The sequence below is a fragment of the Curtobacterium sp. Arg-1 genome, assembly GCF_025643395.1.
GTDB classification, from domain to species: domain Bacteria; phylum Actinomycetota; class Actinomycetes; order Actinomycetales; family Microbacteriaceae; genus Curtobacterium; species Curtobacterium poinsettiae.
The window spans coordinates 1,474,478-1,501,321 of record NZ_CP095731.1 but is presented as its reverse complement, the minus strand read 5'-3'; the positions used below and the strand labels follow the sequence as shown (position 1 = coordinate 1,501,321).

General features: G+C 70.8%; 25 protein-coding genes. 3 read left to right on the top strand and 22 right to left on the bottom strand.

What is annotated here, in order from left to right:
• Positions 1–41: 41 nt before the first annotated feature.
• The 21 genes from MXD64_RS07240 to MXD64_RS07140 form a co-directional block, all read right to left on the bottom strand.
• Positions 42–971: an RluA family pseudouridine synthase gene (locus tag MXD64_RS07240; protein WP_031259437.1), complete on the bottom strand. Its 930-nt coding sequence runs from the start codon at positions 969–971 to the stop codon at positions 42–44.
• Positions 968–1,654 carry a signal peptidase II gene (gene lspA, locus MXD64_RS07235; RefSeq protein WP_240048603.1) on the bottom strand — a complete coding sequence of 229 codons (687 nt, stop codon included), beginning with the start codon at positions 1,652–1,654 and terminating at the stop codon, positions 968–970. Before lspA ends, MXD64_RS07240 begins: the two co-directional genes overlap by 4 nt.
• Positions 1,655–1,656: 2 nt before the next feature.
• Positions 1,657–2,337, bottom strand: a complete 681-nt coding sequence (locus MXD64_RS07230; protein ID WP_031259434.1) for a DivIVA domain-containing protein — start codon at positions 2,335–2,337, stop codon at positions 1,657–1,659.
• Positions 2,338–2,522: 185 nt separating this feature from the next.
• Positions 2,523–2,819 (bottom strand): YggT family protein, encoded by a 297-nt coding sequence (locus MXD64_RS07225; RefSeq protein WP_017886631.1) that lies wholly within the window; start codon positions 2,817–2,819, stop codon positions 2,523–2,525.
• 68 nt (positions 2,820–2,887) lie between these two features.
• Positions 2,888–3,472, bottom strand: a complete 585-nt coding sequence (locus MXD64_RS07220) for a cell division protein SepF (protein ID WP_056068260.1) — start codon at positions 3,470–3,472, stop codon at positions 2,888–2,890.
• Positions 3,473–3,513: 41 nt separating this feature from the next.
• Positions 3,514–4,236: a YggS family pyridoxal phosphate-dependent enzyme gene (locus tag MXD64_RS07215; RefSeq protein WP_263137336.1), complete on the bottom strand. Its 723-nt coding sequence runs from the start codon at positions 4,234–4,236 to the stop codon at positions 3,514–3,516.
• A gap of 7 nt (positions 4,237–4,243) precedes the next feature.
• Positions 4,244–5,404 (bottom strand): cell division protein FtsZ, encoded by a 1,161-nt coding sequence (gene ftsZ, locus MXD64_RS07210; protein WP_017886628.1) that lies wholly within the window; start codon positions 5,402–5,404, stop codon positions 4,244–4,246.
• A gap of 146 nt (positions 5,405–5,550) precedes the next feature.
• Complete coding sequence (locus tag MXD64_RS07205; protein ID WP_263137335.1) at positions 5,551–6,003, bottom strand: cell division protein FtsQ/DivIB; 453 nt, start codon at positions 6,001–6,003, stop codon at positions 5,551–5,553.
• Between the two features lie 11 nt (positions 6,004–6,014).
• A complete protein-coding gene (locus MXD64_RS07200; RefSeq protein WP_263137334.1) occupies positions 6,015–6,938 on the bottom strand; it encodes a hypothetical protein in 924 nt (307 codons plus the stop codon).
• Positions 6,935–8,356: a UDP-N-acetylmuramate--L-alanine ligase gene (gene murC, locus MXD64_RS07195; protein WP_263137333.1), complete on the bottom strand. Its 1,422-nt coding sequence runs from the start codon at positions 8,354–8,356 to the stop codon at positions 6,935–6,937. The genes MXD64_RS07200 and murC overlap by 4 nt, the downstream gene beginning before the upstream one ends.
• A complete protein-coding gene (gene murG / locus MXD64_RS07190; protein ID WP_263137332.1) occupies positions 8,353–9,450 on the bottom strand; it encodes an undecaprenyldiphospho-muramoylpentapeptide beta-N-acetylglucosaminyltransferase in 1,098 nt (365 codons plus the stop codon). The genes murC and murG overlap by 4 nt, the downstream gene beginning before the upstream one ends.
• The gene (gene ftsW / locus MXD64_RS07185) at positions 9,447–10,712 is read right to left on the bottom strand and encodes a putative lipid II flippase FtsW (RefSeq protein WP_017886624.1); all 1,266 of its coding nucleotides are present in this window, start codon (positions 10,710–10,712) and stop codon (positions 9,447–9,449) included. Before ftsW ends, murG begins: the two co-directional genes overlap by 4 nt.
• A complete protein-coding gene (murD, locus tag MXD64_RS07180) occupies positions 10,675–12,210 on the bottom strand; it encodes a UDP-N-acetylmuramoyl-L-alanine--D-glutamate ligase (protein WP_017886623.1) in 1,536 nt (511 codons plus the stop codon). Before murD ends, ftsW begins: the two co-directional genes overlap by 38 nt.
• 4 nt (positions 12,211–12,214) lie before the next feature.
• Positions 12,215–13,318 carry a phospho-N-acetylmuramoyl-pentapeptide-transferase gene (gene mraY / locus MXD64_RS07175; RefSeq protein WP_017886622.1) on the bottom strand — a complete coding sequence of 368 codons (1,104 nt, stop codon included), beginning with the start codon at positions 13,316–13,318 and terminating at the stop codon, positions 12,215–12,217.
• Positions 13,315–14,823, bottom strand: a complete 1,509-nt coding sequence (locus MXD64_RS07170) for a UDP-N-acetylmuramoyl-tripeptide--D-alanyl-D-alanine ligase (protein WP_017886621.1) — start codon at positions 14,821–14,823, stop codon at positions 13,315–13,317. The genes mraY and MXD64_RS07170 overlap by 4 nt, the downstream gene beginning before the upstream one ends.
• Positions 14,820–16,472 (bottom strand): Mur ligase family protein, encoded by a 1,653-nt coding sequence (locus MXD64_RS07165; protein ID WP_017886620.1) that lies wholly within the window; start codon positions 16,470–16,472, stop codon positions 14,820–14,822. Before MXD64_RS07165 ends, MXD64_RS07170 begins: the two co-directional genes overlap by 4 nt.
• A gap of 14 nt (positions 16,473–16,486) precedes the next feature.
• Positions 16,487–18,256, bottom strand: a complete 1,770-nt coding sequence (locus MXD64_RS07160; RefSeq protein ID WP_017886619.1) for a peptidoglycan D,D-transpeptidase FtsI family protein — start codon at positions 18,254–18,256, stop codon at positions 16,487–16,489.
• 49 nt (positions 18,257–18,305) lie between these two features.
• Complete coding sequence (locus MXD64_RS07155) at positions 18,306–18,998, bottom strand: hypothetical protein (RefSeq protein ID WP_017886618.1); 693 nt, start codon at positions 18,996–18,998, stop codon at positions 18,306–18,308.
• A 1-nt stretch (position 18,999) separates the two neighbouring features.
• On the bottom strand, positions 19,000–19,965 hold the full coding sequence (gene rsmH, locus MXD64_RS07150; RefSeq protein WP_017886617.1) for a 16S rRNA (cytosine(1402)-N(4))-methyltransferase RsmH: 966 nt from the start codon (positions 19,963–19,965) through the stop codon (positions 19,000–19,002).
• 106 nt (positions 19,966–20,071) lie between these two features.
• Positions 20,072–20,503, bottom strand: a complete 432-nt coding sequence (mraZ, locus tag MXD64_RS07145) for a division/cell wall cluster transcriptional repressor MraZ (protein WP_017886616.1) — start codon at positions 20,501–20,503, stop codon at positions 20,072–20,074.
• 571 nt (positions 20,504–21,074) lie between these two features.
• Positions 21,075–21,482 (bottom strand): DUF3040 domain-containing protein, encoded by a 408-nt coding sequence (locus tag MXD64_RS07140; protein ID WP_263137331.1) that lies wholly within the window; start codon positions 21,480–21,482, stop codon positions 21,075–21,077.
• 96 nt (positions 21,483–21,578) lie between these two features.
• Here MXD64_RS07140 and MXD64_RS07135 point away from each other — a divergent pair, with 96 nt between their 5' ends.
• Positions 21,579–22,697: a polyprenyl synthetase family protein gene (locus MXD64_RS07135; RefSeq protein ID WP_031259426.1), complete on the top strand. Its 1,119-nt coding sequence runs from the start codon at positions 21,579–21,581 to the stop codon at positions 22,695–22,697.
• Between the two features lie 133 nt (positions 22,698–22,830).
• Here MXD64_RS07135 and MXD64_RS07130 read toward each other — a convergent pair whose 3' ends face one another.
• Positions 22,831–23,187, bottom strand: a complete 357-nt coding sequence (locus tag MXD64_RS07130) for an Rv2175c family DNA-binding protein (protein ID WP_263137330.1) — start codon at positions 23,185–23,187, stop codon at positions 22,831–22,833.
• A 172-nt stretch (positions 23,188–23,359) separates the two neighbouring features.
• Here MXD64_RS07130 and MXD64_RS07125 point away from each other — a divergent pair, with 172 nt between their 5' ends.
• Together MXD64_RS07125 and pknB are read left to right on the top strand one after the other, a co-directional pair.
• Complete coding sequence (locus tag MXD64_RS07125) at positions 23,360–24,646, top strand: LysM peptidoglycan-binding domain-containing protein (protein WP_263137329.1); 1,287 nt, start codon at positions 23,360–23,362, stop codon at positions 24,644–24,646.
• 82 nt (positions 24,647–24,728) lie between these two features.
• The gene (gene pknB / locus MXD64_RS07120; RefSeq protein WP_214520036.1) at positions 24,729–26,804 is read left to right on the top strand and encodes a Stk1 family PASTA domain-containing Ser/Thr kinase; all 2,076 of its coding nucleotides are present in this window, start codon (positions 24,729–24,731) and stop codon (positions 26,802–26,804) included.
• The last annotated feature ends 40 nt before the right edge of the window (positions 26,805–26,844 follow it).

Below are 26,844 nucleotides of genomic sequence, written 5' to 3'. Positions count from 1 at the left end.
GCCGACACGTCGTGACCCCTCGGAACGAGCGGCCGGGTGTGTCAGAGCGACGCGCTCCGGATCTGCTCCAGCGCTGCCTGCAGGTCGTCCGGGTACTGCGCCTCGAACGACACCCACTCGCCCGTGCGGGGGTGGTCGAAGCCCAGCCGGACGGCGTCGAGCCACTGGCGGGTCAGCCCGAGCTCGGCCGCCAGCACCGGGTCGGCACCGTACATCGTGTCGCCGACGAGCGGGTGGCGGGTCGCGGCCATGTGCACCCGGATCTGGTGCGTGCGCCCGGTCTCCAGGTGCACCTCGAGCAGGGTCGCGGAGCGGAAGGCCTCGAGCGTCTCGTAGTGGGTGACGCTCGGCTTGCCCTCCGACGTGACCGCGAACTTCCAGTCGCTCGACGGGTGCCGACCGATCGGGGCGTCGATCGTGCCGGAGGTCGGGTCGGGGTGGCCCTGCGCGAGCGCGTGGTAGACCTTCTCGACCGTGCGCTCCTTGAACGCCCGCTTGAGGTGTGTGTACGCCAGCTCGGTCTTCGCGACGACCATCAGGCCCGAGGTCCCGACGTCCAGCCGGTGCACGATCCCGGCGCGTTCGGCGGCCCCGGAGGTCGCGATGGTGAACCCGGCGGCGGCGAGGCCCCCGGGCACGGTCGGCCCGTCCCACCCCGGCGAGGGGTGCGCGGCGACCCCGACGGGCTTGTCCACGACGACGATGTCCTCGTCGTCGTGCACGATCGTCATGCCCGGCACGGCTGCCGGCACGATGCGCGGCGGCTCCTTCGGGGTCCACTCGACCTCGAGCCATGAGTCGGCGTGCAGGCGGTCCGACTTGTCGACGGGGACGCCGTCGACGCGGACGCCGCCCGCGGCGACGACGTCGGCCGCGAACGAACGGCTGAAGCCGAGGAGCTTCGCGATGGCTGCGTCGACGCGCTCACCGGCGAGCCCGTCGGGCACGGGAAGAGAACGCGATTCGGTCACGTGGCGTCGTGGCCCAGCGTGTCGCGACGGCCGGCGTCGTTCGGCCTGGAGGCACGGGTCGGCTCGTCGAGAGCAGCGTCGGTCGACGAGAACGCGGCCCCACCGTCGAGCGGCTGCGCCGGGTCGGCCGGCTCCGCCGCGTCGAGCTGCGCCTGGCGCTTGGCCGAGAGCGTGCGGGTGCCGTCGAGGTTCACCCCGAGGATCACCAGCAGCACGAAGACCACCATGCTGATGCAGATGAAGGAGTCGGCGACGTTGTAGATCGCCGGCATCATCCAGGGGGTCGAGATGAAGTCGACCACGTGCCCCCGACCGAACCCGGGTTCACGGAAGAGCCGGTCGAGCAGGTTGCCCAGCGCACCGCCGAGCAGCATGCCGAGCACGATCGCCCACCACATCGACCGGATGCGACGCGAGTACACGATGATCGCGACGACGACCGCGGCCGAGATGACCGAGAACACCCAGGTCATGTTCACCGCGAACGAGAACGCGGCCCCCGGATTCCGGACGTACAGGAACTGCAACGCCCCGCCCAGGACCGGCACGGGGGTGCCGTACGGCAGGTTCGCGACGACCAGCGTCTTGGCGACCTGGTCGAACGCCACCACCACGACAGCGGCGAAGGCCAGTGCCGCGATAGCGCGGACACTGACCTTCGCTCGTGATGCTGGTCGCGACAACGTCAGTTGCCGAAGCCCTGCGCCGAAGCCGGCGCCGGGGTGAGACCGGACTGCTCGCCCGAGGAGTCGAGCTCGGAGAGCTGCCCCTGGATGTAGCTCTTGAGCTGCGCACGGTAGTCGCGCTCGAACGTCCGGAGCTCGTCGATCTTGCCCTCGAGCTGGCGCTGCTCCTGCTCGAGCACCGCGACACGCTGACGGTTCGTGTTCTCGGTGTCGGCGATGATCTGGCGCTGCTTCGCCTCGGCCTCGGAGACCAGGCGAGCCGCCTGGGCGGTGCCCTCGGCGATGAGCGCGTCGCGCTTCTCGATGCCCTCGCGCACGTGCTCCTCGTGGAGGCGACGCGCCAGGGTCAGGAGGTTCGTGGTGCCCTCGGTGTCCTCGTCGGCGGGGACCGTCGTGACCGGAGCGGCCGCGGCGACCGGAGCGGGCTCCGGTGCTGCCTCGACCGGTGCCGGCGTGGGCTCCGGTTCCGCTGCAGGAGCGGGCTGCTCGGCCTGCGCCGACTGCGGGGCCGACTCGGCCGCCTGCAGGCGCTGGCGGAGCTCGTCGTTCTCCGCGGTCAGGCGACGGAGCTCGACCACGACCTCGTCGAGGAAGTCATCGACCTCGTCCTGGTCGTAGCCCTCGCGGAACTTCGTCGGCTGGAACCGCTTGTTGACTACGTCTTCCGGCGTCAAAGCCATTGCCGTCACCTCAATAGAACTGCTGAACGTGTGGAACCGCATGCGGTGCGACCGAACTTACCAGTCGTACCGTGCGGTGCGGATGCGCCACCGGAGCGGGCATCGATCCCGACCACCGTACACCGACGATGGGGCGGAACCGTGCCGCGCGCCTGGCGTGGCGCGTGTCGCGGACGGGAGTCCGCTCAGATACCGCGTGCCAGGGCGGCGACCACGAACCGGGCGATGATGACGACGAGCATCACGATCGTCCAGCCGAAGTCGAGCGCCACCGGCCCCAGGCGGAGCGGCGGGAGGACCCGTCGCACCGCTCGGATGGGCGGATCCGTGATCGTGTAGACGAACTCGGACACCACGAGCATGCCCCCGCGCGGACGCCAGGAGCGGTTGAAGCTCTGCACGAGGTCGAGCGCGAAGCGCCCCCACATCACGAAGAAGTACAGGAGCAACGCGAGGGAGATGATCCCTAGGATCACGGACACGATGGGGCTCGCTCGTCTCGGGCGAGCGTCGTCAGACGACGCTCAGGGGCGGGTGTGCCGGGTACGGCTCAGGACTGGGCGAAGAAGTTCGCCTCGATGTCGGACTCTACCTCAGCAGGCTCACCACTCACTGCGACGTGCGCCGGCGACAGGAGGAAGACCTTGTTGGTGACGCGCTCGATCTTGCCGAACAGCCCGAGCGACAGACCGGAGGCGAAGTCGATCATGCGTCGAGCGTCACCCTCGGTCATCTGCGAGAGGTTGATGATGACGGGGATGCCGTCGCGGAAGCTCTCGGCGATGGACTGGGCGTCCTTGTACTCGCGCGGGTGGACGGTGAGGATCTCGTTCATTTCCTGGACCGGGGTCGCCTTCTGTGCGGTCGTGTGCGAGCGGCGGAGCGGAGTGACCTGGGCGCCGCGCTGGTGGGTGTGCGTCTTGGTGGGAGCCGGCGCCGCTGCGGGAACGGCCACCGGGGCTGCTGCCGCGGCGGGGGTCTCCTGCGGTTCGGCGGCCGCCGGAGCAGCCGCTGCGGCCTGGCGAGCAGGGGCTGCCTGCTGGCGCGCGGGCTCGGCCTGCTGCTCGTCCTCGTAGTCGAGTTCCTCGTCGGCGAGGCCGAGGTAGACCATCGTCTTCTTCAGCGGGTTGGCCATGGTTCCTCCGGGGTTCGTGCTCGTGGTGCCCTGCAACGAGGCTAGGGTGCGAGCGGCCGGTTTCCCGTGATTGCGGTGCCGATCCGCAGGTGTGTCGCGCCCTCGAGGATCGCCTCGGCGTAGTCCCCGCTCATGCCGGCCGAGATGTCGGTGGCACCGGGCTCGAGCGCCACGACCCGCTCGGAGATCGAACGGAGCCGGGCGAAGGCTGCACGGGGTTCCTCGTCGAGGGGTGCGACGGCCATCACGCCCCGCAACCGGATCGTCCCGGTGGCCAGCACGCGCTCCACCATCGCCTCGACGTCGTCCGGCTGCACCCCACCACGGCCGGGGTCGTCGGTCAGGTTCACCTGCACGAACCCGTCGATGACCGGCGGTTCCGGCTCGGCCTCGGTCGGGGCGAACGCGTCGACGACGGATCCGCGGTCGAGCGACTGCACGACGTGGGCGTACCGCCGGGCCTGCCGGGCCTTCTTCGACTGCAGCTGCCCGATGAAGTGCCAGGTCAGGTCGAGGTCGGCGAGTTCCGCAGCCTTGGCCTGTGCCTCTTGGTGGCGGTTCTCCCCCACGTCCGTCACGCCGAGTGCGGCGAGCTCGCGCACGAGGGACGCCGGGTGGTACTTCGTGACGACGATCAGCGTGAGTTCGTCGGCCGAGCGCCCTGCGGCGCGCGCTGCGTCGGCGATGCCCCTCCGGACGGACGCAACGCGCGCCTCCAGTCCGTCGTCGTGAGACGAGGTCTGGAGGCGCGTGTCGGCTACCACGGGCGGGTTACTTCAGGAAGTCGGGGACGTCGAGCTCGTCGTCGTCGTCGAACGCCGGGTCGGCGGCGCGCTGCACCGGCGGCTGGTGTTCCTGCGAGGCCCAGGACGGGCTCGACGTGGTGGAGTCCTCGATCGCGCCGGTCGAAGCGGCGACGGGTGCCGAGACACTCGACTCCGGGTCGACGTAGCTGGAGCGACGCTCCTTCTGCTGCTGCGCCGGCTCGCCACCGTCGAAGCCCGCGGCGATGACGGTGACACGGACCTCGTCACCCAGGGTGTCGTCGATGACCGCACCGAAGATGATGTTCGCCTCGGGGTGCACGGCTTCCTGCACCAGACGAGCGGCGTCGTTGATCTCGAAGATGCCGAGGTTCGAGCCGCCCTGGATCGAGAGCAGCACGCCGTGCGCACCGTCGATCGAGGCCTCGAGCAGCGGCGACGCGACGGCGAGCTCGGCCGCCTTGATCGCACGGTCGGCACCGCGCGACGAACCGATGCCCATGAGCGCGGAACCCGCACCCTGCATGACGCTCTTCACGTCGGCGAAGTCGAGGTTGATCAGGCCGGGGGTGGTGATGAGGTCGGTGATGCCCTGCACGCCGGCCAGGAGCACCTGGTCGGCCGTGGCGAACGCCTCGACCATGGAGATGCCGCGGTCGCTGATCTCGAGCAGGCGGTCGTTCGGCACGACGATGAGCGTGTCGACCTCGTCCTTGAGGCCAGCGACGCCGTTCTCGGCCTGGGACTGCCGGCGCTTGCCCTCGAAGCTGAACGGCTTCGTGACGACACCGATGGTCAGTGCGCCGATGGACTTCGCGATGCGCGCGACGACCGGAGCACCACCGGTGCCGGTGCCGCCGCCCTCGCCCGCGGTGACGAACACCATGTCGGCGCCGGCCAGGGCCTCTTCGATCTCCTCGGCGTGGTCCTCGGCGGCACGACGGCCGACCTCGGGGTCCGCGCCGGCGCCGAGCCCGCGGGTGATCTCGCGGCCGACGTCGAGCTTGACGTCGGCGTCGCTGAGCAGCAGTGCCTGGGCGTCGGTGTTGATCGCGATGAACTCGACCCCACGGAGACCGAGCTCGATCATGCGGTTGACGGCGTTGACGCCGCCGCCGCCGACACCGACGACCTTGATGACGGCGAGGTAGTTGTGGTTCGTGGTCACGTCAGTCAGGCCTCCGGTAGAACCCTCAACCTCTACTTGAAGTTCAGGGGCAATGCTGGTAGATGTGGTGCTGGCTTCGACGCTACGGGTGCGTTCGGCGCACTGTCGCCCCGCCACGCCGCGTGTCGCCGATCAGGTCCGGCAATTCAGTCCTTCGCGCGGATCACGCCGTTGTCCGGTGCCGACACGTCGTACTCGACGACGACGCCCGGGTTCCGCGCCTCGTGGTCCTTGACCAACGCGGCGAGCAGCGCGGCCTTCGCGTCCGAGTCGTCCGGGCTCCCCCACACGACGGTCGAGCCGTCCTTGAGGGTCAGGGTGACGTCGTCGGCGGTGGACCCGGCGACGCGGGTGACCTGGGACCGGACCGTCGACGGCAACGCCAGCACGACCTCGGTCATCGTGCGGAAGCTCGAGGAGCCCAGGCGTGCACGGGCGATGTCGGCGAGCGGCATCGTCGCCGGACGCTTCGGCGACGACTGCACGACGATGCCGGCGGGGTCGACGAGGTCGAACGTGCTGCCGGACCGCACGGCGACCACCGGCGTGCGCTCGGTGACCGTGACGACGAGCGTGTGCGGCGGCGCCTCTTCGGTCACGTAGCTCTCGATCAGCGGGAACCCGGCGACGTCGCGCTTGATCGCGTCGAAGTCGAGCCGGGCCAGGGGGTGCCGATCTGGTCGGACAGCGCCTGGCGCAGGGCCGTCTCGTCGACGCGGTTGGTCCCCTTGACCTCGATCGTGCGGAGCGCCATCAGCGGCGAGAACACCGCGACCAGGATCGAGACCCCGAGCACCAGGACGACGCTCGCCGCCGTGATCCAGGCGGCGCGACGGTGCCGGCTGCGCCGGGTGAACCGGCGGACCTCGGCACGCTCGAGCAGGCGACGGCGACGCTTCGCGATGCGCGCCTCGCGGGCGGTCTCCGCGGCGCGCACCCGCGCCCCGATGGGCGCCTCGGCGTGCTGTTCCGTCCGGGAGGCACCGCTCGCGTCGAGGACGTCGGTCACGGTCGCGTCGTGGTCGCGTGCACTGCCTGCCGCGCCCCCGGACGGTCGTCGCGCCCCGTCTCCTCGGGGCGCGTTGCCCGCGTCGGGGCGCGGGTCGCGGTGGTCCTCGTCCGGTGTGTACTCGCGCAGGCGGTCGGCGACGGCCCCGAAGCCGGCGCCGACGCGGCGGCCGGCCGCGCCCGCGAGGGCGCCGACGCGGTCGCGCGTCGAGTCGGCGGCATCGGTGGTCGGATGTGCGCCCACGGACGGCCGTCGCGCCCCGACACTCGGGGGCTCACCGACCGCTGGGGGGCGCGTGCCGGAGGCACCGGGTGCCGGAGTGCTGCCCGGGGTGGTGGGGGCGGGGGTCTCGACGGCCGCAGCCGACTCGTCGGACGCGGGACGGGCCTCCCGGTCGTCGGCGACGCGGCCGCGGAACGGCAGCCGCGGCTTCGAGGGACCACGACGCTGCCGGGGCGCTTCCGCAGCCTCGGCCGGGGCGTCCTGGCGGGCGTCCCCCTCGTCGAACCCCTCGGGGCGCTTCACCGGGACGACGCTCCGTCGGTGCCCAGGGCGTCGAGCACCTGCGGGATGATCCGGTACACGTCGCCGCAGCTGAGCGTCATGATGATGTCGCCGTCCCGGGCGACCGCGGCCGCACGGGCCGCAGCGTCGTCCCAGTCGGGCAGGAACTCGACGCGCGACTGGTCGGCGAAGCGCTCCTGCACCAGGGCACCGGTCACGCCGGGCTCCGGGTCCTCGCGGGCGCCGTAGACGTCGAGCACGACCGTGTGGTCGGCGAGTTCCTCGTACACCTTGGCGAAGTCGCCGGCCATCAGACGGGTGCGGGAGTACAGGTGCGGCTGGTGGATCGCGATGATGCGGCCGTCCCCGACCACGTTGCGGGCGGCCTTGAGCGCGGCGGCCACCTCGGTCGGGTGGTGCGCGTAGTCGTCGTAGACCGAGACCCCGCGCTCGACCCCGTGCAGCTCGAAGCGGCGCTGGGTGCCGCCGAACGCCTCGAGCCCGCGGATCGCGTCGACCGGGGCGACGCCGAGACCGGTCAGCACCGCGAAGGCACCGACGGCGTTGATCGCGTTGTGCCGGCCGGGCACGCGGAGGGTCAGGTGGTACGCCTGACCCTCCGCGCGGAAGTCGACCTCGACGCCGGCGGACTCGGTGATGCCCTCGATGCGGACGTCCGCGTCGCCGGCCTCGCCGAAGGTGACGATCTCGGGGGCGTCCGGGCGCTGGCGGATGCCGGCCGTGACCGTCTTCGCACCGGCGTCGTCGCTCGAGATGACGACGCGCTGGCTCGCCTTCGCGGCGAACTCGACGAAGGCCTCGGTGAAGGCCTCCTCGCTGCCGTAGTGGTCCAGGTGGTCGGCGTCGACGTTCGTGACGAGGGCCACCGCGACGTCGTAGAGCAGGAACGAGCCGTCGGACTCGTCGGCCTCGACGACGAACAGGTCGCTGGACCCCGGGGCCGAGCTGGTGCCGAGGGACTGGATGACGCCGCCGTTGACGAAGCTCGGGTCGAGACCGAGCTCGACCATGGCGGTGACGATCATGCCGGTCGAGGTGGTCTTGCCGTGCGCACCGGCGACCGCGACCAGGCGGTGCTCGGCGATCAGGGCGGCGAGGGCCTGCGACCGGTGCAGGACCGGCAGGCCGCGGCGCTGGGCCTCGAGGAGCTCGGGGTTGTCCGGCCACAGTGCGCTCGTGACGACGATGCTGTCCGCCTCGCCGACGTTCGCGGCGTCGTGCCCGATGTGCACCGTCGCACCGAGGTCGCGCATCGTGCCGGTGGTCTCCGTCTCGCGGGAGTCACTGCCGGTCACGCGGTGGCCGGCCGCGAGGAACATCCGGGCGATCCCGCTCATGCCCGAGCCGCCGATGCCGACGAAGTGCACCGTGCCGAGGTCGTCCGGGATCGGCTGGGTCAGGTCCGGCTTGATGGTCATCGTTCCTCCGTGGTGCTGGGGGCCGCCTTCGCGGCGTCGAGGACCAGGTCCGTCATCCGGTCGGCGCCGTCGCGGTGGCCCACGCTGCCCGCCCGCACGGTCATGTCCGCGATGCGGGAGCGGTCCTGCAGGATGCTCAGCAACTGGAACGTCACCCAGTCGCGGTCGAATTCCCCGTCGGCCACCAGGACGGCTCCCCCGGCGTCGACGACGTCCTTCGCGTTGTGACGCTGCTCGCCGTTGCCCACCGGGTACGGCACGAGCACGCTCGGCAGTCCGACGGCCGTGAGCTCGCAGACCATGCCGGCGCCGGCGCGCGACACGACGAAGTCGCTCGCCGCGTAGGCCAGGTCCATCCGGTCGCAGTACGGCAGCACGTGGTAGCCCTCGAGGTCGCTCGGGCCGATGTCCGACGCGGCGCCCACGACGTGCAGGACCTGCCAGCCGGCACCGACGATCGCGGCGGCCGTCTGGTTGATCGTCCGGTTGATGCTCCGCGCGCCCGAGGATCCACCGGTGACGAGCAGGACCGGCCGGTCCGGGTCCAGCCCGAACTCGGCGAGCCCCTCGGCACGGGAGGCACGGCGGTCGAGTGACTCGATCTCGCGACGGAGCGGCATGCCCACGACGCGGCCGTGGCGCAGGCGCGTGTTCGAGAAGGTCAGGCCGACGTGCTCGGTGAGGAACGCGGCGAGGCGGTTCGCCAGCCCGGGCTTCGCGTTCTGCTCGTGCACGACGATCGGGGTGCCGGTGCGGCGGGCGGCGATGTACGCCGGAGCGGCCGCGTAGCCACCCACACCGAGCACCACCTCGATCTCGTGGTCGCGGATGATCTGCTCGGTCCGCTTGACCGCCGCCGCGAAGCGCTGCGGGAAGCGCAGGGCCGCACTGTTCAGCTTCCGCGGGAACGGCAGGCGCGGGATCGTCAGCAGCTCGTAGCCGCGCATCGGGACGAGGCGGGACTCCAGGCCCTCGGCGGTGCCCAGCACGAGGACCTCGGCGCCGGGCTCCTGCTCGGTCAGCCGGTCGGCGACCGCGAGCAGGGGGTTGACGTGGCCGGCGGTGCCGCCGCCGGCGAAGAGGTACTTGCTCACCGCAGTGATCCGTTCGTGGAGGTCCGGCCGAGTGGGGCGTTCGTCAGGCCGGGGTCGTTCTTGCCGGGCAGGTCGCGGGCGAAGGAGAGCACGACGCCGATCGCCACCAGGGTCATGATGAGGGCCGAACCACCGGCCGAGATGAGTGGCAGGGGCACACCGAGCACCGGCAGCAGGCCGAGCACGACCGCGATGTTGATGAGTGCCTGGCCGATGATCCACGCGAGGATGCCGCCGGTGACCGTCTTGACGAAGGGGTCGCGGGACTGCCGGATGATCTTGATCATGCCGACGGCGAGCACGACGAACAGGCTCAGCACCACGACGGCACCGATCAGGCCGAGCTCCTCGCCGATGATCGCGAAGATGTAGTCGTTGTCCGCCTCGGGCAGCCACGACCACTTGGCCTTCGAGTTGCCGAGGCCCACGCCGAACACCCCGCCGGACGCGAGCGCCCACATGCCGTGCACGGGCTGCCAGCAGATGTCCTGGTACTGGCTGGAGTCGGTGCACCCGGAGAGCCATGCGCTGATGCGCGTCGACCGCGAGGCCGACGCCATCGTGACGAAGGGCAGCATCACGGCGAACGCGGCCAGGCCGACGAGCAGGTGCCGGGCGCGGACACCGCCGATGTACAGGGCGCCGAAGACCAGGATGAGCATGACCATCGCCGTGCCCTGGTCGCCACCCAGGACCACGAGCCCGAGCGACAGCATCGAGGCGATCCCGATCGGGATGAAGACCTCTTTCCAGTCGTCGAGCTTCTCCCGCTTGACGTAGAGGATCGCGCCGATGCCGAGCACCAGGCCGAGCTTGACGACCTCGGACGGCTGCGCGGTGAACGACCCGAGCTTGATCCAGTTCCGGTTGCCCTGGATGTCGAGACCGAGCGGGGTGAACACGAGCAGCTGCAGCACGAGCGCCGCGCCGAGCAGCCGCATCGCCCACTTCCGCCAGATCCTGGTCGGGACCCGGCTCGCGATGAGCATGAGCGGCACGCCGAGCACGGCGTACAGGCCCTGGCGGGAAGCCGCCCCGAAGAAGTCGTGGGTCGCCGCGTACTCCTCGACGCTCGACGAGGACAGCACCATGACGACGCCGAAGACGACGAGGAACAGCGTGACGCCGAGGATCGTGTAGAAGGTGCTGGACTCCGCGACGAAGACGTTCTTGACGGCGACGATCGCGCCGTTCGTCCGTCGTGGGGTCGACGCGGTCCGGCCGTTACGGCTGTTCGGAAGATCCGTCGGTGTCGTCGCCATCGACTTCTCCTCCCAGGTGTTCGTTGACCGCGGCAGCGAAACGCTGCCCCCGGTCGGCGTAGGAGCCGAACTGGTCGAACGACGCCGCCGCCGGGGCGAGGAGGACCGTGTCGCCCGGCCTCGCGACCGATGCGGCATGCCGGACCGCCTCGCGCATGACCTGATCAGTGTCCGTCGTCTCGACCTGGAGCACGGGGACCGCGGACGCGTGTCGCGCGAATGCCTCGAGCACCGGGGCCCGGTCGGTCCCGATGACGACGACGGCGCGGACGTCCGGACCGAAGCGCTCGACCAGGCCGTCGATGTCGACGCCCTTGAACAGGCCCCCGACGATCCACACGACGGTGTCGAAGGACGCCAGGGACGCGGTGGCGGCGTGCGGGTTCGTGGCCTTGGAGTCGTCGACCCAGGCGATGCCCGCGGACTCTGCGACGAGCTCGGTGCGGTGGTGGTCGGCACGGAAGGCCCGGACGGCCGTCTGGATGGCGCTCGGCTGGACGGTGCCGGCACGCGCCAGCGCAGCGGCGGCCAGGACGTTCATGGTCATGTGCGGGCTGGCGAGCCCGGCGGCCTCGAGGTCGGCGACCGTCGAGAGCTCGAGTGCGCTGTTGCGGCGGTCCTCGTTGAAGGCCCGGTCGCACAGGACGTCCTCGACGATGCCGACGTCACCGGGGGCGGGGACACCGGGGGTGAAGCCGACCGCTCGGCAGCCCTCCACCACGTCGGCCTCCTGCACCATCTGCCGGGTGACCTCGTCCGAGGTGTTGTAGACGCACGCCATCACGGTGCGCTCGTAGACCTTGGCCTTCGCCGCGCGGTACGCCTCGGCGGAACCGTGCCACTCCAGGTGGTCGTCGGCGATGTTCAGGCAGGCACTCGCGAGGGGCACCACGGCACCGTCGCCGGATGTCGCCATGTAGTGCAGCTGGTGACTCGACAGCTCGACGACGAGCACGTCGTACCCGACCGGGTCGCGGACGACATCGAGCACCGGCACGCCGATGTTCCCGCACGCCACGGCCCGCAGTCCGCCGGCCTCGTACATCGCGGTCGTCAGCTGCGTCGTCGTGGTCTTGCCGTTCGTGCCGGTGATCGTGATCCACGGGGCCGCGACCGGGCCGCGGACGACCTTGTCGCGGACACGCCAGGCGAGCTCGATGTCGCCCCAGACGGTGCTGTTCGCCACCGACCACCGCACGGTGGCGTTGTGCGGGGGCAGCCCCGGCGACACGACCACGACGTCGGGCGCCTGCGCGACGAGCGCGTCCGGCACGGTGTCGAGCGGCGTCTGCAGGAACCGCGCACCGATGACGTCGAGCAGCTCGACGCTGTCGGCCGGGGCGTCGGACGAGTAGACCGTCACCTCGCTGCCGAGCTCGACGAGGGTGTCGGCGACCGAGAACCCGGTGGCACCCAGGCCGAGGACGGCGACGTTCAGCCCCTTCCACCCTTCGGCGTGCCAGCTGTCGAGGGACTCGAGACGGGACGACGAGGACACCGGGTCAACCAACGCTTGCGATCCATTCGAGGTAGAAGAGCCCGACCCCCGCCGCGACGAAGAGTCCGGCGATGATCCAGAAGCGGACGACGACCGTCACCTCGGCCCACCCCTTCAGTTCGAAGTGGTGGTGCAGCGGACTCATCAGGAAGATGCGCTTGCCGTGGGTGATCTTGAAGTACGCACGCTGCAGGATGACCGAACCGGTGACGATGAAGAACAGGCCACCGATGAGGACCAGCAGCAGCTCGGTGCGGCTGAGGATCGCGAGGCCGGCCAGGGCACCACCGAGGCCGAGCGAACCGGTGTCGCCGAGGAAGATCTGTGCCGGCGAGGTGTTGTACCAGAGGAACCCGATGAGCCCACCGCAGACCGCGGCCGCGACCACGGCGAGGTCGAGCGGGTTCGCGACGGTGTAGCAGGCGTGTGCGGTGTCCGAGTCGAGCCGGGTCCCGCCGCAGATCTGGTTCGACTGCCAGAAACCGATGATGACGTACGAGCCGATCGCCAGGATGCTCGATCCCGTCGCCAGGCCGTCGAGGCCGTCGGCGACGTTCACGCCGTTCGACGTGGACACCGTCAGCAGGACGATCCAGCCGAGGAACAGCACCGTGCCGATGACGGTGCCGAGCGCCATGAAGTCGAGCCACGGCACGTCGCGGACGGCCGAGATCATCGTGGATGCCGGGGGCTTGCCGTTCGACGTGGGTACGACCAGTGCGATCGTGGCGAAGATGACGCCGACGATGACCTGGCCGAGGATCTTCGCCCAGCCACCGAGCCCGAGGCTCCGCTGACGCCGGACCTTGAGGAAGTCGTCGATGAAGCCGACGAACCCGAGCCCGACCATCAGGAACAGCACGAGCAGGCCGGACAGCGTGATCGAGTCGCCTCCGATCAGGTGGCCCACGAAGTACCCGATCACCGCACCGATGATGAGGACGATGCCACCCATCGTGGCGGTGCCGCGCTTGGTGTGGTGGGACTGTGGGCCGTCGTCACGGATGAACTGCCCCCACCCGAGACGGTGGAAGAGCTTGATGAAGAACGGGGTGAGCAGCAACGTGAACACCAGCGACGTGGCGCCGGCGATGAGGAGCGCGATCATTCGGTGACACCTCCGAGGCGGTCGCCGAGGAATCGCAGTTCGGCAGACTTCGAGGACTTGACGAGGACGACGTCGCCGGGGCGGAGCATCTCCTGCATGGCACGGACGGCGTCGTCGACGTCCTCGATGTACACGGACTCGCCGTCCCACGATCCCTCGAGGGTGGCGGCCTGGTGGATGGGCATCGCGCCGCGGCCGACGACCACGAGCTGTCCGATGCCGAGGCGGACGACGAGCCGACCGATGCGGTCGTGCTCCTCGACGGAGAACTCACCGAGCTCGGCCATCTCACCGAGCACGGCGACGGTCCGCTCGCCCGGGCGCACGATCTGCGCCAGGGTCCGCAGCGCCGCCGCGGTGGAGTCGGGCGACGCGTTGTACGCGTCGTTGATCACGGTGACGCCCTCGGGGCCGCCCTGGAGCAGCTCCATGCGCCAGCGCTCGGCGCGCGTCATCGACGCGAGCGCCGCGGCGCCGTCGGCGAGCGGGACGCCCCACAGGTGGGCGACGGTGAGCGCGGCGGACGCGTTCATCGCGTGGTGCTCACCCAGGATCGCGAGGCGCACGTCGACGTGATCCGGGCCTCCAGACAGGGTTGCGTCCGTCGGACGGTCGCCTTCGGGGCGGACGGGAGGAACGGTGAGGGTGAAGCGGGTGCCGCTGCGGTCCGTCTCGATGCCGGTGATGCGGTAGTCGGCCTCGGCCGACGTGCCGAAGCCCACCACGCGCGCGGCCGTCAGGTCGCGCATCGACGCGACGCGGTCGTCGTCGACGTTGAGCAGGGCCGTGGCGGTCTCGGGCAGATCGGTGACCATCTCGGACTTCGCGCGCTGCGTCGCCTCGATGCCGCCGAACTCGCCGGCGTGCGCGAGGCCCACCTTGAGGACGACACCGAGGTCGGGCTCGGCGATCGACACGAGCTTGGCGATGTGGCCGACGCCGCTCGCGCCCATCTCGACCACCAGGTACCGGGTGTCGTACGTGACGCGGAGCATCGAGATCGGTGCGCCGACGTGGTTGTTGAACGAGCCCTCGGGTGCGATCGTCGCGCCGTGCTGCTCGAGGATCGTGCGGAGCATGTTCTTCGTGCTCGTCTTGCCGTTCGAGCCGGTGATGCCGACGACCCGCAGGGGTGCCGGGCGACCGTCGGCGTCGACGCGGTCCGCGGTGCTCATGCGGACACGGGTGACGACCTCGTGCGCGAGCGCAGCGAGGGCCTCGTAGCCGTCCGTGACGACGATCTGCGGCGCGGTGGTGTCGACACGCTCCGGCGTGATCACCAGGGCGGCACCGGCGTCGACCGCGGCGGGCACGAAGCGCCGGCCGTCGGTGACCTCGCCGGGCAGGGCGAAGAAGACGCTGCCGGGACGGACCAGGCGGGAGTCGGTCTCGACCGAGCCCTCGACGACCAGGTCGCCGGGCTCGGCGACGTCGGTTGCCTGGGCGCCGCCGATCAGCTCGCCGCTGACCGCGGTGGCGATCTCGGCGAGGGTCATGGCGATCATCGGACGTCCTCCGCCGGACCGGAGTTCGGCTCCCAGCCGGCCTCGCGGAGGGCCGCACGGGCCTCGTCGCGGGCGGAGTACGGCGTTCGGACACCCTGGATGTCGCGGTAGTCCTGGTGGCCCGGGCCGGCCCAGAGGATCGAGTCCCCTTCACCGAGCAGGCCCACCGCGGTGCGGATCGCGGCCTCGGGCGGGCTGACCTCGTGGATCTCGTGGTCCGGGTAGGCGGCGCGTGCGGCGTCGACCAGGGTCTTCCGGATCGACGCGGCGTCCTCGAAGCGGGGGTGGTGGTCGGTGACGACGAGGATGTCGCTGCCGGCGGCGGCCACGCGGGCCATGTCGCCACGCTTCGTGGTGTCGCGGTCACCGTCGGCGCCGAACAGCATCAGCACCTTGCCGGCGGTGAACTGCCGGACCGCGGCGAGCGTGTTCTCGAAGGCGTCGGCGCTGTGGCCGAAGTCGACGTAGACGCTCGGCCCGTGCTCGCCGGAGACCCGCTCGGTGCGACCGGGCAGGTAGCACTCGATGGCGGAGACGCGCTCGGACGCACCGTCACGCTCACGGTCGCCCGATCCGTCCTCGTCGGGGTAACGGCGGTGGTTGCTCTCGAGCGCGTGCGCGATGGCACCGAGCTCGAAGCCGCCCTCGACCAGCATGACGATCGCCAGTGCGGCGTTCGCGGCCATGTGCCAGCCGATCAGGGGCACACGGGTCGTGAGCTCGCGACCCTCGGGACCCGTCAGGCGGAACTCGGTGTAGGCGGCGTGTGCCTCGACGATGTCGACGTGCCACTCGGCCTCGACGTCGGGGTGCACCGTGATGGTGGTGACCGGGATGCGGGAGTCCTGCACCACGCGGTGGCCCCAGTCGGTGTCCAGCGAGACGACGCCGCGGCGGGCGTGCTCGGGCTGGAACAGCGGGAGCTTCGCCTGGTAGTACTCCTCCATGTCGGCGTAGTCGTCGAGGTGGTCGTGCGACAGGTTCGTGAAGGCCGCGACGTCGAAGACGATGCCGTCGACGCGGTGACGGCTGAGGGCCTGGGCACTGACCTCGACGGCGACGGCGCGGACCTCGCTCTCGCGCATGCGGGCGAGGAGCGCGTGCATCTCGCTGGCCTCGGGCGTGGTCAGGCGGCTCGTCACGCTGAGCGAGCCGATGTGGCGCTCGGCGGTGGAGCTCAGGCCGGTCACCAGGCCGAGCTGCTTGAGGATGCCCTCGAGGATGTAGGACGTGCTCGTCTTGCCGTTCGTGCCGGTGACGGCGAACAGCTGCGGCAGGTCGGTGGCCTCGTCGGGGTGGGTGCGGTAGACCCACGCGGCGACGTCGCCCAGGGCTGCGCGGGGATCGTCGACGACGAGCACCGGCAGGCCGGACGGCTCGACGAGTGCGACGCCGTCCTGGTCGGTCAGGACGGCGACCGCGCCGCGCTCGGCGGCCTCGGTCGCGAACTGGGCGCCGTGCCGGTTCGCGCCGTGCACGCCGACGAACAGGTCACCCGGCTGCACCTCGGTGGCACTCAGCGTGACGCCGGTGGTCTCGAGGGTGTCGACCGAGCCGACGACACGCAGACCGAACGCGTTCGCGAGTTCGGCGACGGCCCTCGGGGTCGGGTGTTCGGGTCGGAGGACCGGGGGGATCCGTGCGGACAAGTGTTCCTTCTTCCTCACCACGTGGACGGGTAGAGCTTCGCCTCGGACGCGGAGGGGGCTACTCGGTACTTCTCGAGCACCTGGGACATGAGTGTGCGGAACGCCGGAGCCGCTCCGCTGGACCACTTGTTGGTCTGCGGCTTCGTGAACGTCACCGTGACAACATACTGGGGGTCTTCGGCGGGTGCCATTCCGGCCACCGACGTGATGCGCTGACCGCCGTAGCCCTGCGACCCCTCGGCCACCTCGGCGGTGCCGGTCTTCGCGGCGATGTTGTAGCCGGAGATCGGCTTCATGCCCACCAGCGTGCCGCCCGTGACGACGCTCTGCAGCATGTCGGTGACCTGCGTGGCGGCGGCTGCGGACACGACGCGCTGCTTCTGCACGTCGGGCGCGTCGATCGTCTTGCCGTCGGCCGTGGTGCAGCCCTTGACGAAGTGCAGCGGGATCCGGACGCCGTCGTTCGCGATCGTCTGGAACACGCTCGCGACCTGCACGGCCGTCGTCGAGATGCCCTGGCCGAACATCGAGTTGATGTTCGTCTGCTGGTCCCAGTTCGGGCTCGTGCCGTAGTCCATCGAGGGCTGGCCCGGGTAGTCGATGGCCGTCTCCGGCTCGAACAGCCCGAACTTCTTCATGTAGTCGAAGCGCTGCTGGGCCGTCAGCCGTGCCCCGAGCTCGGTGATGCCGACGTTCGACGAGTTCTGCAGGATTCCGGTCAGCGTCAGGTTCTCGGTGGGGTGGAACTCCGAGTCGTGGATCGTGCCGCCCCAGGGGAACGTGCGCGAGTACGGCACGACGGCCTGGTCGGTGGGAGTCGACTTGCCCTGGTCGATCAGCGCGGCGGCGATCGCGGCCTTGATCGTGGAACCCGGCTCGTACGACGCCGTCAGGGCCCGGGAGCCGAAGGCACCCTTGTCGGTCGTGGCGTCGACGTCGTTCGGGTCCACGGTCGGGTAGTCGGCGACCGCCAGCAACTCGCCCGTCTTGACGCTCGTGACGGTGGCCGTCGCGGACTCCGCCTGCAGGGTCTTGGCGGCGGACGCGATGGTCTGCTGCGCCATGTACTGCAGGTCGCTGTCGATCGTCGTCTCGAGCGTGCCGCCGTCCTTGGCCTTCTTCGTGGTCACGGTGCTGCCGGGCAGCTGGACGCCGTCCTCGCCACGCTCGTAGGTCTCCGAGCCGTTGGTGCCGGCCAGGCACTGGTCGTAGGCGTACTCCAGGCCGGCCTGGGCGCCGTCGGTCCCCATGAACCCGGTCAGGTTGCCCGTCGTCGCAGCCGTCGGGTAGACCCGCGACGCCTGCTGCTCCTTGTAGATCCACGGGATGCCGAGGTCGACCACGGCCTCGTAGTGCCGGACGTCGAGGCCCTTGATCAGGTACGCGAAGTCGGACTTCGGGTTCGCGGCGATGTTCTTCCGCATGGTCGCGACGTCGCCGCCGGAGGCCTTCGCCAGGGCGTCGAGTGCGGTGCTGACGCTGACGTCCTTGATGCGGGTGCCGCCGAGCTTGCCCTTGAACTGCTTGACCAGGCGCGGCGAGGTCGTGATGTTGTACCGGGTCACGCTGTCGGCGAGTTCGGTGCCGTTGCGGTCCACGATCGCGCCACGGGTGCCGTAGATCGTCACGGGGATGCTGCGCTTCTGGGCCGACGCCTCGTTCAGCACCGATGCCTGGACGACCTGGATGTCGACGAGCCGGACCACGAACACCCCGACCAGGGCGATCACGGCGAGCATCACGATGCTGTAGCGCAGGCGTCGGTTGCGGATCGTCTTCGTCACGCGGTGCGGTCCTTCCCGGGCGGTGCTGAGGGTGCGGCGGACCCGCCGGTCACCGGGTGGAGGGTGCCTGGAGCGGGTTCGCGTCGGACTCTACGGACGACTTCGCCGTCCCCTGGTCCGACGCGCTGGCGCCGCTGGTCTTCTCAGACGCGGCAGGTGCGGACGTGTCAGCGGCGGTGCTGCCTGCGGCGGCACTGCCTGCGGCGGGGTCGCCGGTGTTGCCCGTCTCCTTGCTCGTCGACGTGGCGCCCGGCTGGGTGGCCAGCGGCACGTCGTTCAGCAGGGAGTTCGGCACCTGGTTCTCGGTGGACGCGGTTGCCTCGTCGGGCTTCGCCGGGGTCGGCGTGCCGTACACCCGGCCGGTCTTCGGGTCCAGGTACACCGGCGTGGAGTTCGCGATCATCCCGAGCGCCTGCGCGTTGCGGGCCAGGTTCTGCGGCGAGTCCAGCACCCGGAGTTCCTCGGACAGGGACTGCTGCGTGCGGGACAGGTTGGTCTGCTCCGTCGACAGCGAGTTGAGCGTGTAGGCGCCCTGGCTGAGCACCATGCTGATGCCGAGCTGGGCCAGCAGCAGGATCCCGAGCGCGGCGACGGCCACGACGGCGTACCCGATGCGGGGACGGGCCCGGCGCTGGGCCGCGGTGGGGGTGACCTCGACCAGCTCGGGGCGGTGCTGACGGTCGGGGCGCGGGGCCCGCGACGGGACGACCGCAGGGTCGACGAGTGCGAGGTTCGTGCTCATGTCAGTTCCGGATCCGCTCGGCCGCGCGCAGTCGCACGGGGGTTGCTCGGGGGTTGGCGGCGCGTTCGGCCTCGTCGGCCAGCTCAGCGCCCTTGACGATCAGGGAGAAGGTGGGGGCGTGCTCGGGCAGCTCCACCGGCAGGTCGGCGGGGGCGCTCGACTTCGTGCGCTCCACCAGGGCCCGCTTGACGATTCGGTCCTCGAGGGACTGGTAGGACTCGACGACGATGCGGCCACCGACCGCGATGGCGTCGAGGGCCGCCGGGATCGCCCGCTCGAGCACGCTCAGTTCGGCGTTCACCTCGATGCGGAGCGCCTGGAAGACGCGCTTGGCCGGGTGCCCCTGGCGCTGGACGGCGACCGGGGTCGCGTCGTGCAGCACCTGGACCAGGTCGCCGGACATCTCGAACGGCTTCGTCGCCCGCCGCTCCACGATGGCTCGTGCGTAGCGGCCGGCGAGCTTCTCCTCGCCGTAGCGCTGGAAGATGCGACGCAGTTCGCCCTCGTCGTAGGTGGCCAGGACGTCGGCGGCGGTCTGCCCCTCGGTCCGGTCCATCCGCATGTCGAGCGGGGCGTCCTGGCTGTACGCGAACCCGCGCTCGGCCCGGTCGAGCTGCAGCGAACTCACACCGAGGTCGAACAGCACGCCGTCGACCTTCGTGAAGCCCTCGCCCTGGATGGCGTCGACGATGCCGTCGTACACGGTGTGCACGAGCCGGACGCGGTCACCGAAGCGGGACAGACGGTCCCCCGCGATGCCGAGGGCGTCGGTGTCGCGGTCGAGTCCGATGAGCGTGAGCTCCGGGAACCGCTCGAGCAGGCCCTCGGAGTGACCACCCATGCCGAGCGTGGCGTCGACGACGACCTTGCCCGGGCCCTCGAGCGTCGGCGTGAAGAGGTCGACGATGCGCTGGAGCATCACCGGCGTGTGCGGGAAGCGTGGCGTCTCGTTGTCGTTGTCGGCCATGTGCAGCCCCTCGTCTCCTGGGCCGTGGGTCCGGATCCCCATCCATGCGACCTGACACCGGGGAAGTGATGTCAGGGCTTCACGGCTGGGAGTCCCGATCCGCGGATCAGAAGATCCCCGGGATCACCTCCTCGTCGTTGTCGGCGAATGCCTCTTCGGCTTCGGCGTAGTAGGCCTCCCACGCGGGGGTGGACCAGATCTCGGCACGGTCACCGCTGCCGATGACCGTGAGGTCCCGCTCGAGCCCCGCGTACTCGCGGAGGTTCTGCGGGATCGTCACGCGGTTCTGCTTGTCGGGCTGTTCCGCGCTGGCCCCCGAGAGGAACAGGCGCATGTAGTCCCGGGTGCGCTTCGACGTCATCGGAGCGGTCCGGATGCGCTCGTGGAGTTCCTCGAACGTCCGGGCGCTGAAGACCACGACGCAGCGTTCCTGGCCGCGGGTCATGACGAGCCCGCCGGACAGTTCGTCCCGGAACTTGGCGGGGAGGATCACGCGACCCTTCTCGTCGAGCTTCGGGGCATGAGTACCGAGCAGCACGTCGGGCCTCCCCTCCGCTCCACCGGACCGTTGCAAGCCCCACTTTACTCCACTCCCCTCCCCCGGACCAGGATTCCGCACCCTTTTCGGCCCTCGACACCCCTACTGGGGGCATGCGCCCAGGAATGCATCCCGCAGATGCAGCCCGAAAAGCCCGGATCCATGCGGTTCCGGGCGGCAGGAGCGGGCGTGGAGGAAAGTGGAGGACTTTCGCAGCCGGTGGAGCACGTCGGGGCGCGCCGCGGTCGCACGGTCGGCTCCACCACGCCCGGCCGCCGGTCGGCGTGTGGTCGCGACGTGCCGCCGCCGCGACGCCGAGTGGTCACGAACCGTCGCTCGCGCGCCCCCCAGCCGACAGTTCGTGACCCCCCGGCGACCTGCGCACGGCATGTCGTGACCACCCGCACGCACACCTCGCGCGCACACCCCGCGGCTCCGGCTCCGCCCCGCGGCCCCGGCCCCGACCCCGGCCCCGGCCCGAACCCGCCCGCCCCCGGGAACACGAAACGGGGCCGGCCCGAAGGCCGACCCCGTGGAGGAGTGTGGAGGGAGCCCGACCGGCTCCGGTCAGCTACTGACCCTGGTCGTTCCGCTTGTCCCAGCGGTCGTTCATGCGGTCCATGAAGGACCCGCCACCACCACCACCACCACTGGCAGACGGACGCGCCGAGCCACCGGATGCGGGCTTGCCCGGCCGAGCGGGCTTCGCCTTCGGGGCACGCATGCCCGGGCGCAGCGCGAACAGGACACCGGCGAGCATCACGACGAAGCCGAGGATGCCCAGCAGCGGCGCCTTGATGACCAGGCCGACGATGACGACGGCGATCCCGGCGAGTGCGCCGAGGACCCCGAGGGTGATGGCTGTGTACGTCGGACGACCCTGTCGACGTGTGACACGAGCCACGAAATCGGAATCGTTCTGGTAGAGGCTGCGCTCCATCTCTTCGAGAAGGCGCTGCTCCTGTTCCGAGAGCGGCATCTTGGTTCCCTCTGTTCCTGGGATCGACGCGGGGTTGAAAAACGCGGGTTGGGTGGACCGATTCTATGCCTCGACCACTCCACTAGGGTAGGGATCGTGGCTGAGAGTACGCGATTAGTGGACCTCGTATCGGCGCGTATCGACCGGGCACTCGACGAGCAGCGTGAGCGGCTCCTCGCGATCAGCCCCGACCTCGCGCCGTTCGACCGGTACGCCCGAGACCTGTTGTCCGGCGGCAAGCGCTTCCGGGCCCTGTTCTGCTACTGGGGATGGCAGTCGGTGGCGGGCCGTTCCGGTTCGTTCGACCCGCTGGCCGAGGGGTCCCGGCAGACCACCGCCGAAGCGATCGTCACGGTCGCCGCCGCGCTCGAGGTCTTCCACGCCGCCGCCCTGGTGCACGACGACATCATGGACCGCTCGGACACCCGTCGTGGGCGTCCGGCCGCGCACCGCCGCTTCGAGTCCCTGCACGAGGAGTCCGGTTTCGTCGGCGACCGCGGGCAGTACGGCACGAACTCGGCGCTGCTCCTCGGCGACCTGCTGCTCTCGCTGAGCGACTCCGTCTTCGACGAGGGCCTCGCGCTCCTCGACCCGGTGCGGGCCCGCATCGTCCGCCAGGAGTTCCACGCGATGCGCCTCGACGTCACGGCGGGGCAGTACCTCGACGTGCACGAGGAGACCGCCTGGCCCGTCATCGACGAGTCCGAGCACCTGCTCCGCGCCCAGCGCGTCATCGTCTTCAAGTCGGCGAAGTACTCGATCGAGGCACCCCTGGTCATCGGTGCCCTGGTCGCCGGCGCGAGTGACTCCCAGCTCGAGGGCCTCCGCGCCTTCGGACTCCCCCTCGGCGTGGCCTACCAGCTGCGCGACGACATGCTCGGCGTGTTCGGTGACCCCGAGGTCACCGGGAAGCCCGCGGGCGACGACCTGCGCGAGGGCAAGCGCACCGTCCTCATCGCCTCTGCGCGCAAGACCCTGGCGAGTGGGCCGCGGCAGCTCCTGGACGAGCTCCTCGGCGACCCGGACCTCGACGAGGAGCAGGTGCGGATGCTCCGGGCGACCCTCACCGAGTCCGGCGCCGTGGCCGCCGTGGAACGGTCGATCGATCGGCACGTACAGCGTGCCAAGGCGGCGCTCGACGCGTCGCCGCTGACGCCGTCGGCACGCGAGCAGCTCGCGTCCCTGGCCGACACGGTCAGCCGCCGGTCGTCCTAGACACCTCTCGATCCACCGGCCTCGCAGGCTCGCCCGGCGCTGGCGCCGCGCGCCGCTGGCGCGTCGCACATGCGGGGCGGACAGGAGGCCCGGTGCCAGCTGGCACCGGGCCTCCTGTCCGACCGGAACGCGTCTAGAGCAGCGACTGGGCGACGCGACGCACCTCGGCCTTGCGACCGGCGCGCAGCGCCGCGATCGGCGTGGTGCCCATCGCGTCGTCGACGGTGAGCATCCAGCGCACCGCCTCGTCGTCGGTGAAGCCGTTGTCGCCGAGCACGATGAGCGTGCCGCGGAGTTCGGGCATCGGCTCGCCGTCCTCGAGGAACTCGACCGGCACCCGCAGCACACCGCCGACACGGGCGGCGAGGAGGGTCTTCTGCTCGAAGAGTCGGTGGATCCGTCCGGGGCTCGTGCTGAACATTTCCACGAGCTCGGGGACGGTCAGCCAGCGTTCGGAGAGGGTCAGGTCGTCGGCGGGTGCGGCACTCACACGCCCATGGTGCCAGAGTGACCGCCGGAGTGAATCGGTAACGTTCGTCACATTCGTCACATCCACCACATCTGACTCTCTGGTTGACTTGGGAATCAGGCCATGCCAGCGTTGTGGCACCTGTGAGTGCGCGCACGCGTGCGCACGCCTCAGTCGAGATCAGGAGAGACCCGTGGACCACGCTGCAGACGAAGTCGCCCGGCGCGCACGATCCGCCCGGTTCGCCACCATGCCCATCGTCCTCGCGGGCACGATCGCCGTGACCGCCGGCCTGACCGGTCCGGTCGCACACGCCGAGCCGCGGCACGACGACGCCGACGCGAACCACAAGCGCCACGTCGACCAGGACCGCGTCATCACCGACCGCCCGGTGTTCGGCACCGCGGTCGCACGGCCGTCGCAGACCGTCGTCCGGACGGTCGCCGCCACCACGAAGGCCCCCACGACCGCTGTGCCCACGAACTACACCGTCCACCACGGCGACACGGTCTCGGGCATCGCCGCCCGGTTCGGCCTGTCGGCGCAGGAGATCCTCGTGCGCAACGGCCTCGGCTGGAACACGATCATCCACCCGGGCCAGACGCTGCACCTGGCGTCGACCCCCGCCGTCACCACCGCTGCCGTGCGGACGTCCGGGGCCACGAGCGGCTCCGGGTCGAACACCTCGAGCTACCACGTGAAGCAGGGCGACACGGTCTCCGCCATCGCCTCCCGCGTCGGCGTGTCGACCACGGCGCTCCTCCGCGCGAACGACCTGTCACAGCGCAGCGTCATCTACCCGGGGCAGACGCTGCGGGTACCGCACGGCACGTCCTCGTCGACGTCGGTGTCCACGGCGTCGGCGCCGTCGACCCGGTCGAGCGTCAGGATCAGCGCCGGTGACACGGTCGCCTCGATCGCCGCCGCCCACCACGTCTCCGTCAAGTCGCTCCTGTCGGCGAACGGCCTGTCGTACACCAGCACCATCTACGCCGGCAAGACACTCGTCATCCCGTCGTCGAACGCCACTGCCGCACCGGCGGTCGCCGCCAGCGCAGCCGTCAGCGGTGCCGTGGGCCTGAGCGCCGAGCAGCGACAGAACGCGGCGACCATCGTCGCCGTCGGTCGCTCCCTGGGCGTCCCCGACCGCGGCATCGTCGTCGCCCTCGCCGCCGCGATGCAGGAGTCCAGCCTGCGGAACATCCCACACGGCGACCGCGACTCGGTCGGTCTCTTCCAGCAGCGCCCGAGCCAGGGGTGGGGCCCCGCGGCGACGCTGCAGGACCCGGTGCACGCCACCAAGCTGTTCTTCGGTGGTCGGGACAACCCGAACGCCGGCAAGACGAGTGGGCTGCTCGACGTGCGCGGCTGGTCCTCGATGAGCATCACCGATGCGGCCCAGGCCGTGCAGCTCTCCGCCTACCCGAAGGCCTACGCCGACTGGGCGACGGCCGCCGAGGGCTGGCTGGCGACCCTCTGAGCCTCATCCGGAAGATCGAGATTGGGTCACGACCGGTGCGCCGGTGCGTCCGGCTGCCGTCTCGATTCGTAGAATGCCGCCGATGACCACCAACGCCGCCACGGACCCCATGATCGGTCGCATGATCGATCAGCGGTACCGCGTCCGCTCGCGCATCGCGCGCGGGGGCATGGCGACCGTCTACCTCGCGACCGACGTGCGCCTCGAGCGACGCGTCGCCATCAAGATCATGCACGGGCACCTGGCCGACGACCAGGCCTTCCGTGAGCGCTTCATCCAGGAGGCCCGGTCGGCCGCCCGGCTGTCGCACCCGAACCTGGTGGGCGTCTACGACCAGGGCGCCGAGGGCGAGACCGCCTACATCGTCATGGAGTACATCCCCGGCATCACGCTGCGGGACCTGCTGCAGGAACACCACGCCCTGACGCCCGAGCAGGCGACGGACATCCTGCGCGCCGTGCTGGCGGGCCTGGCGTCCGCGCACCGCGCCGGGATCGTGCACCGCGACCTGAAGCCCGAGAACGTCCTGCTCGCCGACGACGGTCGCATCAAGCTCGGCGACTTCGGCCTGGCCCGGGCCACGACCGCGAACACGGCGACCGGCGCGGCCCTGCTCGGCACGATCGCCTACCTGTCCCCCGAGCTCGTGACCCGCGGCGCCGCCGACTCGCGCAGCGACATCTACGCGCTCGGCATCATGCTCTACGAGATGCTGACCGGCGAGCAGCCCTACAAGGGCGAGCAGCCGATGCAGATCGCGTACCAGCACGCCAACGACTCCGTCCCGGCCCCGAGCGCCGCCGTGTCCGGGGTGCCGCCGGAGCTCGACGAGCTGGTCGCCTGGTCGACCGCGCGCGACCCCGAGGACCGTCCCCGCGACGCCCGCGAGATGCTCGACCACATGTCGGGCAACCAGCAGCGGGCGACCGGTCAGTACCGCACCGCCGTGCTCCGCCCCGAGAACGGGACCGCGATCCTGCCCTCCGGCGGCGGGGGAACGCTCGGCGCCGCAGCGGCCGCCGCCTCGGTCGGAGCCGCAGGTGCCGGTGCTGCCGACGAGACCGCCATCATCGACCGGGCGGGTGACCGCGACACCGGTGACCGCGTTCGGACGCCCGCGCGGGCCCGCACCAACGCCCCGGGGCCCCGTCGCACCGGTGCCCAGCCCGGCGTCCTGTCCCCCGCCGGCCAGCGGCTCGCCGACCAGTCGGCGAAGCGTCGGAAGCGCGGCTGGATCGCCCTGTCCGTGGTCGTCGTGCTCGCGCTGATCGGAGCCGGCTTCGGCTGGTACTTCGGCCCGGGGCCCGGTGGCAACGTGCGCATCCCGGAAGTCGCGGGCAAGTCGGTCTCGCAGGCCCGACAGCTGCTCGAAGCACAGGGCCTGCAGGCGGCGTCGAAGACCGGGACACGGTTCGACGCCGTCGTCGCGAAGGGGCAGGTCTCCACGACCGAGCCGGCTGCGAGGCGCGAGGTGCAGAAGGGCACGGCGGTGCAGATCGTCGTCTCGAACGGCCCCCGGATGATCCCGCTGCCGGCGATCGTCGGGCAGCCGCTCTCCACCGTGACGGCCGCGCTCGACGACGACTTCGAGCTGCAGGACGACCGGTACCAGTTCTCCGCCGACGCGCCGAAGGACACCGTGATCGCGGCGACCGGTCGGGCGTCCGGGGGCAAGGCGCTCGACCTGACGACGGTGAAGGCGTACGGCGAGACCGGTCGGATCACGCTGACGGTGTCGCTCGGCCCCGTGCCCGACGTGGTCGGGAAGACCGTCGACGAGGCCTCCGCCGCACTCGACGACGTCGGGCTCGTCCTCGGCGCCCGGACCGAGGAGTACAGCGAGACCGTCCCGACAGGGCAGATCGTCTCCGCCGCCGTGCAGGAGTCCCCCGCCGTGCGCGGGTCGGCGGTGGACGTCGTCGTGTCGAAGGGCCCGACGCCGATCACCGTGCCGAAGGACGGAGTGGTCGGCAAGACCATCAACGAGGCGACGAAGACCCTCGAGGACCTCGGCCTCAAGGTCTCCGTGCCCGACTGCACGAACATCCTCTGCGGCTTCTACGACTGGAAGTCGACGCTGCCCGTCACCGGCACCGATCCGGGCGCCGGCGCGACCGTGTACCGCGGCGACACGGTCACCCTGTCCTACGACCAGTAGGGCCGGCGCAGGCGCTGCATGGGCGGTGTGTGTCGCCAGA